The organism is Robertmurraya phoenicis (genome assembly GCF_047302285.1).
Taxonomy (GTDB): domain Bacteria; phylum Bacillota; class Bacilli; order Bacillales; family Cytobacillaceae; genus Robertmurraya.
Map to the genome: position 1 here is coordinate 986,174 of NZ_CP154845.1, position 11,629 is coordinate 997,802.

Here is an 11,629-nt window from a genome sequence, read left to right on the forward strand (position 1 = left end):
CACTCCAAACTAGAATCAAAAAGTCGTTACCACCGACTTTTTGACCCAGCCTCATTTTTTTATTGAATCTTTACATTACCACTAGATATATCAATATCAATTTTATGTTTGCCTGTTCCAAGAGTTCCCTTAACTTTATGTTTGGTTTGTTCTTCGATGGTTAATGGAAGATTGTAAGAAATATTCCCAGAACCAATTTTTCCGTCTAAAGTGAAGTCTGCATTATTTGGTAAGTCAAGTGTGACAGTACCAGAGCTTACATCAATTTCAACCGAATCAACGAGCTCGGCAAACTCGATATCTAGTTTTCCTGACGAAATGTCAGCTTCTAGTTCCCCGCTGAAACCAGTTACTTTGAGATTTCCAGAGCTAATATCGATTGTACTTGACTTTGATATAAGACCTTCAATCGATGCATTTCCTGAAGAACCATCATGGGAAAATTCATTGACCTGAAGATGGCTTAGATTGATATTACCTGATCCCATATCTATCGAAAGATCGTCTAGGATCAATGGCTGTTTTTCTGAGTTTCCTGCTAGGTCAACATTTCCAGAACCAATTTTGATTTCCATATCTTTTTGATAATCTTCTGGAATGTAGACCGTTAGCTTAGAGTTATTGAAAAAGGAAAACCAAGAATTCCAAGTACGTTCATGTGTTACAGTAATGGTATTTCCTTTTTGAGTCACGTTGACCTTTCCTTTTCCCTCAAAATCAGCTTCTAAGTCATTGCGTTTTTCCGGGATAATTTCTAAACTAACCGATGAAATATCAAATTCAATGGTATTAATTTTATTCGTGATGTCTGCTTTGGTGTTATCTTTATTGGAAAACCAAGTAAGGTTTCCAACCGATGTGAATATAATATATCCTCCTACTAGAATGATAAAAATTAATAAAATTCGTTTCATTGTCAAATTTCCTCCATCATTTTCTATTTTAGTTTTTTATAATAGAAATATACGTTATTTCAAAACCTTGTATCTTCATCATAATTGATACGCTCATAATAATCATTGTTCTAAAGCTTTATTTTAAACTAAGACTCTAGTCGTATGTATGTTAAATTTGCATAGGGTAGGAGGGTATAGTACAATGGAAGTGAGGAGGAATGTGAATGGAGAATATCGAACCTCAAGAATTAGAAGAATGCTGTCACGACCATGATGGGAGAAAGAGCCATCATTCGGAAAAAACGAAGAAGAACCTTGTGACAAGGCTAAATCGAATTGAAGGACAGATTCGGGGAATTAAAGGTCTAATTGAAAAAGATACGTATTGTGATGATGTCATCACACAAATTTCTGCAACGACTGCAGCATTAAATGGTGTAGCAAAAATATTATTAGAAGCTCATATGAAGAGTTGTATTTTAGAAAGAGTTCAAGATGGAGATCATGAAGCAATTGATGAGTTATTAATAACGATTCAAAAGCTAATGAAAAAATAAATGGAAAGAGGGCTATAATTATGGCAAATTCAATATTAAACGTAAAAGGAATGTCTTGTGGACATTGTGTAAAAGCAGTTGAAGGTAGCGTTGGTAAATTAGATGGTGTAAGTGAAGTAAAGGTTAATCTTGAGGCAGGTACTGTTGCTGTCGATTTTAATAGTGATGTCGTAACTCTTGATGCGATTAAAGAAACAATTGATGATCAAGGCTATGATGTAGAATAAATTTAGAGAAAAGACGTGCTACATAAACACTAGCACGTTCTTTTATTCATTTTATATACCCGTTAGGGGTATAAGGATAGAGGTGTAAATCGTATGAGTGCATTAAAAGAAACGAATATGCAGATTACAGGAATGACTTGTGCTGCATGTGCGACACGAATAGAAAAAGGCCTAAGAAAGCTTGAGGGTATAGAGGAAGCAAATGTTAACTTGGCGTTAGAACGCTCTGCGGTTAAATATGACCCGAAGGTAACAAATATAGAAACGATACAAAAGAAGGTTCGAGATCTAGGTTATGATGTCGTGACAGAGAAGGCAGAACTTGAAATCACTGGAATGACCTGTGCTGCCTGCTCGGCGAGAATAGAAAAAGGCTTAAACAAGCTGGACGGTGTTGCAAATGCCAATGTCAACTTGGCACTTGAAAAAGCAACAATTGAATACAATCCGACAGAGCTCGCGACAGGGGATCTCATTAAAAAAGTTCAGGATTTAGGTTATGGAGCTCGTGCTAAAGAGGATGGCAAAGAAACGATTGACCATCGCGAAGCTGAAATTAAGAAACAGCAGCGAAGATTTATTTTTTCACTGATATTATCACTTCCACTTTTATGGTCTATGGTCGGTCATTTTGAGTTTACTTCCTTCATTTATGTGCCAGACCTATTTATGAATGCATGGTTTCAGCTACTTCTTGCAACTCCTGTACAATTTTATATTGGGAAACAGTTTTATGTTGGTGCCTATAAGGCGTTGAAAAATAAGAGTGCCAATATGGATGTGCTTGTCGCATTAGGAACATCTGCGGCTTATTTTTACAGTCTATACTTATCCTTTAAAATGGTGGGTATGAATGGACATTCACCAGAGCTTTATTATGAAACAAGTGCTGTTCTCATCACGCTCATTGTTTTAGGAAAATTATTCGAAGCGAAAGCAAAGGGACGCTCTTCTGAAGCGATTAAAAAGCTCATGGGCTTACAGGCCAAAACCGCTATTGTCGAACGTAATGGGGTGGAACTGGAAATTCCGTTAGAAGAAGTTGTTGTAGGAGATCTCTTTCATGTGAAACCAGGTGAAAAAATTCCCGTTGATGGGGTTATTTTCGAAGGTCAATCTGCGATAGATGAATCGATGCTGACAGGGGAAAGTGTTCCTGTTGATAAAACGAGTGGCGATGAAGTCATCGGAGCAACGATTAATAAAAATGGCTTCTTAAAGGTCGAGGCAACTAAGGTCGGCAAAGATACAGCACTTGCCCAAATTATTAAAGTGGTGGAAGAGGCTCAAGGAACGAAAGCGCCGATCCAACGATTAGCTGATAAAATTTCGGGGGTTTTCGTACCGATTGTTGTTGGAATTGCCCTTTTAACCTTCCTTGTATGGTACTTTGTTGTCGCACCAGGAGAATTTGCGGAAAGCTTGGAAAATCTAATTGCCGTTCTTGTCATCGCGTGTCCTTGTGCATTAGGATTGGCGACACCAACGTCGATTATGGCAGGCTCAGGTCGTGCCGCTGAGTTCGGGATTCTTTTTAAAGGTGGGGAGCATTTAGAAACAACCCATCGTATTACCACTGTAGTATTGGATAAAACTGGTACTGTTACTAATGGAGCCCCTGTTTTAACTGATGTGTTAACAGATTTGAATGAAGAAGAATTCTTGACACTAGTAGGTAGTGCTGAAAGAAAATCAGAGCATCCACTAGCGGAGGCGATTGTAGCTGGCGTGAAAGAAAAGGGAATGACACTTAAGGAAGTGTCAGAGTTTGAAGCGATTCCAGGCTTCGGTATTCGTGCTACAGTCGAAGAGAAGGAACTCCTCATTGGTACGAGAAAACTCATGAATCGATTTGAAGTAAATGCAAGTAAGTATTTCGATGAGATGGAAGCCCTCGAAAAAGAAGGAAAAACGGCAATGCTTGTAGCTGTGAATAAAGATGCTGTCGGATTGGTTGCAGTCGCAGATACGATAAAGGAAACTTCAGTTTCGGCGATCCAGCGACTTAAAGAAATGGGCTTAGATGTCATTATGATCACCGGTGATAACGAAGAAACCGCAAAGGCGATTGCAGATAAAGTAGGTATTGAACACTATATTGCGGAGGTCCTTCCTGAAGGAAAAGCGGAAGAAGTGAAAAAACTTCAAGTGAATGGGAAAAAGGTTGCAATGGTTGGAGACGGGATTAATGATGCACCTGCGTTGGCCGTTGCTGATATCGGTATGGCAATTGGTACTGGTACGGATGTAGCGATGGAGGCAGCGGATATCACGTTAATCCGTGGAGACTTGAATAGCATTGCGGATGCGATTTCCATGAGTCGCAAAACAATTCGTAATATTAAACAAAACCTATTTTGGGCATTTGGCTATAATACGCTGGGAATCCCCATCGCCGCTATGGGCTTTCTCGCACCGTGGCTAGCAGGTGCGGCAATGGCATTTAGCTCGGTTTCAGTTGTTCTCAATGCACTACGTCTGCAAAAAGTGAAATTGTAAGTAGTCTAGACTACGTTTTACAGAGTTTCTTGTTTAAATATTATTTGAAGCTATCGATTCATTCGATAGCTTTTTTTCGGCGTCTTTTTTATACTGTAATTGGATGTTGTTACTGTTTATATAGTGTTTATATAATATATCCGTAAATTGATGGTTATTTGTGGTGTTTTGAGTTCATATACTTTTAATAGTTTTGAAATGGAGGAGATCGTTTGGATGCTTTAGAAGCGTTACGAACAAGAAGAAGCATTGGTAGAGTTCAAGATAAGGAAGTTCCTAAAGAATTAATTGAAAAAATCATAGAAACAGCAACATGGGCTCCGAATCATGTGAAGACGGAGCCATGGCGATTTTTTGTTTTAACAGGGGATGGTCGCAAACGTTTAGGAGATACACTGGCTAGTATTGTGGAAAAAGATATGGATGATCCAACAACAGAAGACAATAAGAGAAAAATAGAAAAAGCTAGAAAGAACCCTTTTCGCGCACCTGTTATTATCGTTGCGGCAGTCGAACCAAGCGAGCATCCAAAGGTGATTTTGAAAGAGGAATATGCAGCTGTCAACGCTGGAGTACAAAATATGCTGATCGCAGCTCATGCTTTAGGGTTAGGGGCTATATGGCGGACAGGAAAGCCCTGTTACGATCGGGAAGCAAGTAATCTTTTCGGGTTATCAGAAAAGGGAGAAGTGCTCGGTTTCATTTATATAGGATATCCAGATATGAACCCTCCAGCAAAAAAGGTAAAACCAGTTGATGAGGTCACCACTTGGATTGATAAAGAATAGGAAGATATACGGCACTGCCACCTAAGTGGCAGTGTTTTTGGATTGGGTAAGTAGAGTGGAATGACTGAAGAAAACTATTTGCACTTACTCCCTAATTTTGCCAAAATAAAAGCTGGAATAGAAAAAAGGAGAGAACAGAATGAGCATTCAAAATAAAATTGTTATTATTACTGGTGCTGCAAATGGTATTGGAAAAGGAGTGGCACATGCGTACGCTGAAAAAGGGGCAACGGTTGTATTAGCAGACGTAAATGAAGAACAAGGGCAACAGGTAAAAGAGGAGATTCTCGCTACTGGTGCGCAATGTATTTTTGTTCATACAGATGTGCGCAAAGAACAAGACATCATTCACTTAATGAAAGTCGCAAAAGATACATACGGAAAAATTGATATTTTGATCAATAATGCGGGAGTGAGCCGTTTTAAAAATGTTTATGATGTAACGCTAGAAGAGTGGGACGATGTGATCCATACGAATTTGAGAAGTGTCTTTTTAGGCTCAAAGGAAGCGGCGAAATACATGCGTGAAAATAAAAAAGGCGGATCAATTGTTAACATTGCGTCTACGAGAGCCATCATGTCTGAACCTCATTCAGAGGCTTATGCTGCATCAAAAGGGGGAATTGTGGCGATTACCCATGCGTTAGCTGCTTCATTATCAAACGATCGTATCACCGTTAATACGATTTCTCCTGGTTGGATTGAAACTGGTGACTATTCACAATTAAAGGAAAATGATCATAGCCAACATTTTTCTCATAGAGTCGGAAGAGCGGAAGATATCGCAAAAGGTTGTTTGTATTTAACGGATCCAGGGAATGATTTTGTCACAGGAATCAATCTTATTATTGACGGTGGGATGACAAGAAAGATGATTTATGAAGAGTAAAGTGATTATTAATATACTTAAGAAAATGCTAGTTTTAAGTTTCTTCTCTTTTGAGATAAGGGGCTTTTTTTTGAGAGACTATAGGAACTTAGAAGGTCAAAATAATTCACCAAATTTTCATATTCTTGCCGCTTCTCTCTACTCAATTAGCGTTTTAGGGTTGATTTTAGGTATTTATTTACTTATAATGAAATTGCACTTGGAATGATAATCGTTTTCAATTATCGCTCCAAGAATAACCATGTAATGAGGATTATAAATGAGACTTTGGATGTTGATAATTGCAGCTATAGTCCTGTCTTTTGTATCGCTATTTGTTGGAGCAATTGATATTAAGCCGAGTGATTTACTAGATTGGGAGTCAGATGAAACACAAATTTTCCTAATTAGTCGTGTCCCTCGACTAATGGCCATTATATTAGCAGGAGCAGGAATGAGTATTGCAGGTTTGATAATGCAGTCTTTAAGCAGAAATAAATTTGTTTCACCAACAACTGCAGGGACTTTAGATGCAGCTAAACTAGGTATCTTAATTTCTATGCTTTTTTTCACGAATGTAACATATACACAGCAAGTCATCTTTAGTTTTGCGTTTGCATTAGTGGGTACTCTAGTTTTCATGCAAATTCTTGATCGAATAAAATTTAAGGATGCTATTTTCGTTCCATTGATTGGGATTATGTATGGGAATATTTTGTCATCTATAACGACATTCTTTGCATACGAACAAGATCTTCTTCAAAATATCTCTTCTTGGTTAATGGGGAGTTTCACCTTAATTATTTCTGGACGATATGAGCTTTTGTATGTCAGCATACCAGCTGTCATTTTAGCATATCTATATGCAAATAAATTCACAGTTGCAGGGATGGGAGAAGATTTTGCGAAAAACTTAGGCTTAAGTTATAAGTTAGTGTTAAATTTAGGTCTTATGCTCGTTGCCATTATTTCTACAACTGTCGTATTAACTGTTGGAGTTATTCCATTTTTAGGTTTAATTGTTCCAAACGTTGTTTCTCTTTATTTAGGTGATAATTTACGTAAGACGATTCCACATACAGCAGTGCTAGGGGTTGTTTTCCTGTTAATATGTGATATTCTTGGACGAATTATTATACATCCTTATGAGATACCAGTTAATGTTACAGTGGCAGTAATAGGCAGTGCGATCTTCTTAATTATGTTATTTAGGGGGAGAGCATATGCGAAATAGTACGAAGTTGATTTTATTAGCCGTAATCGCTATTGTTTGTATTTTGCTTTATGGTTTCTATGATATAAAAGGCGGGTTTGATTACGCTTTTCCGAGACGGATGATTCGAGTTAGTGCGATGATTGTAACAGGAGTTGCGATATCATATTCAACAATCGTATTCCAAACCATTACCCATAATCGTATCTTAACACCATCTGTTATGGGGCTTGACTCTATGTATCAAGTAGTCCAAACATTCATTTACTTCTTCGCAGGCTCTATGTCGATTTGGGTCTTAAATAAGTATTTGAATTTTGGAGCGGCCATAATCGCCATGGTATTATTTGCATTGATATTATATCGATTTTTATTCCGTGCTGATAAGCATCCTATTTACTTACTTCTTTTAATTGGGATGATTTTGGGAACACTTTTAGGAAGTTTTGTAACATTTTTACAGGTGCTTATTGATCCGTTGGAGTATTTAAGCTTACAAAGCCGTTTATTCGCGAGTTTTACCAGTGTAAAATCTGAGTTATTATATATCTCTATCGGTATTTTAATAATCGCGTTCCTTTATGGATATCGTATTATGGGGAAATTAGATGTCATGTCACTTGGACGCGAAAATGCGATTAACCTTGGTGTGAACTATGATCGAATGGTCATGAACATTCTCATTTTATCATCTGTATTAATTGCCACTTCAACGGCATTAGTTGGTCCAATTACGTTTTTCGGATTAATCGTTGCAAATCTTTCGTATCAATATTTAGTTACGTATAAGCACTCTGTCTTAATATTGGGTGCAAGTCTAATGAGTATTATTGCATTAGTCGGGGGCCAGTTCCTCGTTGAACATATTTTAGAATTACGGACGACGTTAAGTGTCATTATTAACTTTATCGGTGGAATTTACTTCATTTACTTATTATTAAAAGAAAGTAGGGCAGCAGGATGATTGAAATCAAAGGGTTAACAAAGCGATTTGGTAAAAAGCCTGTTGTAGAAAACGTATCTGTAAAAATTGAGTCAGGTTCCATTACATCTTTTATCGGTCCCAATGGTGCTGGTAAGTCTACACTTCTCTCTATGGTGAGCCGCTTATTAGATTCAGATACTGGGGAAGTATTATTAGATAAAAATAATGTGAAAAAATGGAAGTCTTCTGAATTTGCAAAGCGTGTTTCCATATTGAAGCAATCAAACTTTCTTAATGTTCGTTTAACGGTACGAGAGCTTGTTGCTTTTGGTCGATACCCCTATTCAAAGGGGCGTCTGACAGAGGACGACGAAAAATTCGTTAACTTAGCTCTTAGCTATATGAATTTGACCGAGATGGAAGACAAATTTTTGGACGAATTATCTGGTGGTCAAAAGCAGCGTGCCTTTATTGCGATGGTCATTGCGCAAGATACGGACTATATCTTACTTGATGAACCCTTAAATAATTTAGATATGAAGCATTCTGTCCAAATTATGAAAATTTTACGTAAGCTTGTAGATGAGCTTGGGAAAACAGTTGTCATTGTTCTTCATGATATCAACTTTGCTTCCGTCTATTCAGATCGTATCGTGGCGTTAAAAGATGGTAAGCTAGTGAAAAATGGGCCAACAAATGACATAATCAACTCAGATGCTTTGCGTGAAATATACGATATGGATATACCTATTCAAGAACAAAACGGTTGCCGTATTTGTGTATACTTTAATTCTCATGATTAGATAAATAAAGTTATAAAAAAGACCTAGGAATTTCACTAGGTCTTTTTCTAGGGCACGATGAAAGCGATTTATAGAGTTCATAAAAATTTCATAAAAAATAGAAAATACTTTCAAAAAATGATTGACGTTGAGTGTCAATCACTCTATAATGAGAATTGTTATCAGTGATAATGATTATCATTAATGATTATAAAATAATATCCAAAAGGGGAGTTACACACATGAAAAAGTGGAAATTAGCTAGTGTTTTATTAGTACTTATCTTAATGCTTGCTGCTTGCGGGAGTAATGAAGAAGCAAACACAGAAAAAACAGATGATACCAATGCAGCTGAAGAACAAAAAGAAACGGCAAATGAAGATCAAACTACTTCTGCTTATCCATTGACTGTTTCTCCAACAGTGGCTTCAAGTGAAAGCATGGATGGCAGTGCATCTTATACATATGAAGATGTAACATTTGAAACAATGCCAGAAAAAATTGTCGTATTTGATTATGGCTTCTTAGATACATTAGATGCACTTGGTGTAGAAGGAATTATCGGAGTTGCGAAAGACTCTACTTTACCAACTCACCTTGAAAAGTATTCAGGAGAAGAGTATGTAAGCATTGGTAATTTAAAGGAACCATTACTTGAAGATATCGCTGAAATCGGACCTGATGTCATCTTCATTTCTGGCCGCCAATCAGCATTCTATGATCAACTGAAAGAAATTACACCAAACATTGTATTCGTTGGTACTTCTCAAGATGATTACTGGAACACATTCCTTGCTTCAGTTGATATTGCAGCGAAAATGTTTAATAAAGAAGCAGAAGCTGAAGAATACCTTGCAAAATTTGATGCAGCATTAGATGAAGCAAAGACATTAGCTGGAAATTTTGATACATCACTAGTTACGATGTACAATGAAGGGAATTTATCAGGATTCGCAACAAACTCTCGTTTTGGATATGTATATGATGTCTATGGCTTTAAACCAGTTACTGAAGATATTGAGGCATCCTCACATGGTTCTAACTTCGGATTTGAAGCAATTTTAGAATTTAATCCACAAGTGTTATTCGTCATTGACCGTACAGCAGCTGTAGGCGGAGAATCTAGCATCACAACTGATTTGGAAAATGATATTATTAAGAAAACGGAAGCTTATCAAAATGATCGAATTGTCTACCTAGATGGCCCATTATGGTACTTAAGTGGCGGTGGATTACAATCTGAGCTTGCCAAAATTGAAGAAATTTTAGCTGAATTAAAATAACAATTACTAAAGAGCTGCTTTTAGATGGTGTGTACGAATCACATCTTCAAACAGCTCTGCTTTTTTGATATAAATATATGGAAAAAACTCGGCCTATTACGGTCGAGTTTTTTTGACGTCACTTTTAGAATGCTTTGCTTTATTACGTTTGTTCCCTTTACTGTTATCTCCGCTTGTTAGTTCCTCTGCAAATTCCGCGTCTGGTGCATTCTGATTGCGGCTCCCTTTATTTTGTTTTTTCGTCATGAAGTCAACTCCTTTTGAATTATTTTGTTTCATGGAAGTCCGAACTATTCATGTTTTCACAAAAAAAAGACCTCATAAAGAGGTCAAGAAAAAGGGGGAATTACACTTGTACTCCTATTGTTACCAACCGAGTAAAATTTTATTCATGTTAATCGAAAAATGATTGTGTGTTTGAACGAGGTATTTTTTGTCCTTGAAAGAGCATGAAAGAGACGATAGAAAAAGGGCATTGGTATTAAGGGCGAATCTACTAATGCAAACGCCTTTTCTTGCAACTCTAGTGGAAAAGCCCGCAACGAAGGTAGGGCACAAACATATTAAGTAATATAAGTACTCAAGGGGGTGAGATGGTTGGGAGAAATGAATCAAAATCTGCAAGAACTTTCTAAATCGCTTCTCGGATTACATGTTAAAGATGTATTCAAGAAGAATAAGGAAGACCTTAAGGTTAGGGAGCTTTCGGAAGATGAAAAAGAGCATATTAAAAAGCTTTATCAAGAACTAGAACAACAAGTAAATGAATTTGTAAACAAGACGAAAGAAACAGATGAGAATACGGTACAGGCAAAAGACGCAAAACCAAAGAAAACCCGAACAACTTTAAGGGACAAAGTAAGAAAGAAAAATTAAAAAGTAAAGGAGAGATATAAATGTTAGGTGAAAGAACAGAATATGCACGCGATGTACGAAACGACAGATACGATAACAGATACCGTCATGATCCTTGTAACAAATGCGGATATGATACTTGCAAATGTGGAGTAGGAGGAGAAGCTAGAAAATGGAATGCACTTGACCCAACTAGCCAATTCCCATATTCCGACAATGATAATAATCAAGTTCTTCAAAACTTTGACCAAGTGTCTGATATTGAACAAAGATCATCTGAACGCATCATCATTAAAGACAGCTGTGACATCAAAGTAACAACTACTGATACTCAAGTAGCGGTTTCCCTACAAGTCGCTATCCAAATTGCGATTGCCATTGTTATCAATATCACGATTGCAGATAGTGAGCAAGCAGAAGCTGTAACACAAGATTTACTTCAGTTCTCTTCAATGCAGCAAGTAAATCGTCAAACAATCTGCATTGAAAATTCACGTGATATCGAAGTAACAACTACTGACACTGATGTAGCAGTATCTATTCAACTATTACTTCAATTACTTCTTGCTCTACTCGTTCAAATCGACATTCTATAATATTCCTGCTAAACAGGCATGGTTCACATTTCACTTTTCCCCAAAGACTAGGATATCCAAACAACCCACACCTCCTATATATAAAAGTAGCATGGAAACATGCTACTCTCTTTTTTTGTCTGTCCTAAAATGGAATATTC

General features: G+C 37.1%; 13 protein-coding genes. 11 read left to right on the forward strand and 2 right to left on the reverse strand.

Features of this window, described 5'->3' with window-relative positions:
- Positions 1 to 59: 59 nt before the first annotated feature.
- Positions 60 to 914, reverse strand: coding sequence for a DUF4097 domain-containing protein (locus AA0X71_RS04690; protein WP_413359784.1), 855 nt, complete (start codon positions 912 to 914; stop codon positions 60 to 62).
- 206 nt (positions 915 to 1,120) lie between these two features.
- On the opposite strand from AA0X71_RS04690, the gene AA0X71_RS04695 reads away from it, so the two are divergent.
- The 9 genes from AA0X71_RS04695 to AA0X71_RS04735 all read left to right on the forward strand — a co-directional run bounded on the left by AA0X71_RS04695 (position 1,121) and on the right by AA0X71_RS04735 (position 10,038).
- Complete coding sequence (locus AA0X71_RS04695) at positions 1,121 to 1,453, forward strand: metal-sensitive transcriptional regulator (RefSeq protein ID WP_413359786.1); 333 nt, start codon at positions 1,121 to 1,123, stop codon at positions 1,451 to 1,453.
- Positions 1,454 to 1,473: 20 nt separating this feature from the next.
- Positions 1,474 to 1,680, forward strand: coding sequence for a copper chaperone CopZ (gene copZ / locus AA0X71_RS04700; protein ID WP_413359789.1), 207 nt, complete (start codon positions 1,474 to 1,476; stop codon positions 1,678 to 1,680).
- A gap of 93 nt (positions 1,681 to 1,773) precedes the next feature.
- Entirely contained in the window at positions 1,774 to 4,179 is a 2,406-nt protein-coding gene (locus AA0X71_RS04705) for a heavy metal translocating P-type ATPase (RefSeq protein ID WP_413359792.1), read from the forward strand.
- 212 nt (positions 4,180 to 4,391) lie between these two features.
- Complete coding sequence (locus tag AA0X71_RS04710) at positions 4,392 to 4,967, forward strand: nitroreductase (RefSeq protein WP_413359795.1); 576 nt, start codon at positions 4,392 to 4,394, stop codon at positions 4,965 to 4,967.
- Positions 4,968 to 5,106: 139 nt separating this feature from the next.
- A complete protein-coding gene (locus tag AA0X71_RS04715; RefSeq protein WP_413359798.1) occupies positions 5,107 to 5,856 on the forward strand; it encodes an SDR family NAD(P)-dependent oxidoreductase in 750 nt (249 codons plus the stop codon).
- A 259-nt stretch (positions 5,857 to 6,115) separates the two neighbouring features.
- A complete protein-coding gene (locus tag AA0X71_RS04720) occupies positions 6,116 to 7,069 on the forward strand; it encodes an ABC transporter permease (protein ID WP_413359801.1) in 954 nt (317 codons plus the stop codon).
- Entirely contained in the window at positions 7,059 to 8,012 is a 954-nt protein-coding gene (locus tag AA0X71_RS04725) for an iron chelate uptake ABC transporter family permease subunit (RefSeq protein ID WP_413359804.1), read from the forward strand. Before AA0X71_RS04720 ends, AA0X71_RS04725 begins: the two co-directional genes overlap by 11 nt.
- The gene (locus tag AA0X71_RS04730) at positions 8,009 to 8,776 is read left to right on the forward strand and encodes an ABC transporter ATP-binding protein (protein ID WP_413359807.1); all 768 of its coding nucleotides are present in this window, start codon (positions 8,009 to 8,011) and stop codon (positions 8,774 to 8,776) included. Before AA0X71_RS04725 ends, AA0X71_RS04730 begins: the two co-directional genes overlap by 4 nt.
- 221 nt (positions 8,777 to 8,997) lie before the next feature.
- Positions 8,998 to 10,038 carry a siderophore ABC transporter substrate-binding protein gene (locus AA0X71_RS04735; protein WP_413359810.1) on the forward strand — a complete coding sequence of 347 codons (1,041 nt, stop codon included), beginning with the start codon at positions 8,998 to 9,000 and terminating at the stop codon, positions 10,036 to 10,038.
- 96 nt (positions 10,039 to 10,134) lie between these two features.
- Here AA0X71_RS04735 and AA0X71_RS04740 read toward each other — a convergent pair whose 3' ends face one another.
- The gene (locus AA0X71_RS04740; RefSeq protein WP_413359812.1) at positions 10,135 to 10,284 is read right to left on the reverse strand and encodes a hypothetical protein; all 150 of its coding nucleotides are present in this window, start codon (positions 10,282 to 10,284) and stop codon (positions 10,135 to 10,137) included.
- A gap of 351 nt (positions 10,285 to 10,635) precedes the next feature.
- Here AA0X71_RS04740 and AA0X71_RS04745 point away from each other — a divergent pair, with 351 nt between their 5' ends.
- Both AA0X71_RS04745 and AA0X71_RS04750 read left to right on the forward strand, forming a co-directional pair.
- On the forward strand, positions 10,636 to 10,914 hold the full coding sequence (locus tag AA0X71_RS04745; protein WP_413359814.1) for a hypothetical protein: 279 nt from the start codon (positions 10,636 to 10,638) through the stop codon (positions 10,912 to 10,914).
- Positions 10,915 to 10,934: 20 nt separating this feature from the next.
- Positions 10,935 to 11,489: a spore coat protein gene (locus AA0X71_RS04750; protein ID WP_413359818.1), complete on the forward strand. Its 555-nt coding sequence runs from the start codon at positions 10,935 to 10,937 to the stop codon at positions 11,487 to 11,489.
- The last annotated feature ends 140 nt before the right edge of the window (positions 11,490 to 11,629 follow it).

Bases quoted from the DNA above. Each gene is read 5' to 3' on its own strand.
- AA0X71_RS04725 (WP_413359804.1), top strand. From the start codon at position 7,059: ATGCGAAATAGTACGAAGTTGATTTTATTAGCCGTAATCGCTATTGTT.
- AA0X71_RS04705 (WP_413359792.1), top strand. From the start codon at position 1,774: ATGAGTGCATTAAAAGAAACGAATATGCAGATTACAGGAATGACTTGT.
- AA0X71_RS04695 (WP_413359786.1), top strand. From the start codon at position 1,121: ATGGAGAATATCGAACCTCAAGAATTAGAAGAATGCTGTCACGACCAT.
- AA0X71_RS04750 (WP_413359818.1), top strand. From the start codon at position 10,935: ATGTTAGGTGAAAGAACAGAATATGCACGCGATGTACGAAACGACAGA.
- copZ (WP_413359789.1), top strand. From the start codon at position 1,474: ATGGCAAATTCAATATTAAACGTAAAAGGAATGTCTTGTGGACATTGT.
- AA0X71_RS04715 (WP_413359798.1), top strand. From the start codon at position 5,107: ATGAGCATTCAAAATAAAATTGTTATTATTACTGGTGCTGCAAATGGT.
- AA0X71_RS04740 (WP_413359812.1), bottom strand. From the start codon at position 10,284: ATGACGAAAAAACAAAATAAAGGGAGCCGCAATCAGAATGCACCAGAC.
- AA0X71_RS04735 (WP_413359810.1), top strand. From the start codon at position 8,998: ATGAAAAAGTGGAAATTAGCTAGTGTTTTATTAGTACTTATCTTAATG.
- AA0X71_RS04720 (WP_413359801.1), top strand. From the start codon at position 6,116: ATGAGACTTTGGATGTTGATAATTGCAGCTATAGTCCTGTCTTTTGTA.
- AA0X71_RS04690 (WP_413359784.1), bottom strand. From the start codon at position 914: ATGAAACGAATTTTATTAATTTTTATCATTCTAGTAGGAGGATATATT.
- AA0X71_RS04730 (WP_413359807.1), top strand. From the start codon at position 8,009: ATGATTGAAATCAAAGGGTTAACAAAGCGATTTGGTAAAAAGCCTGTT.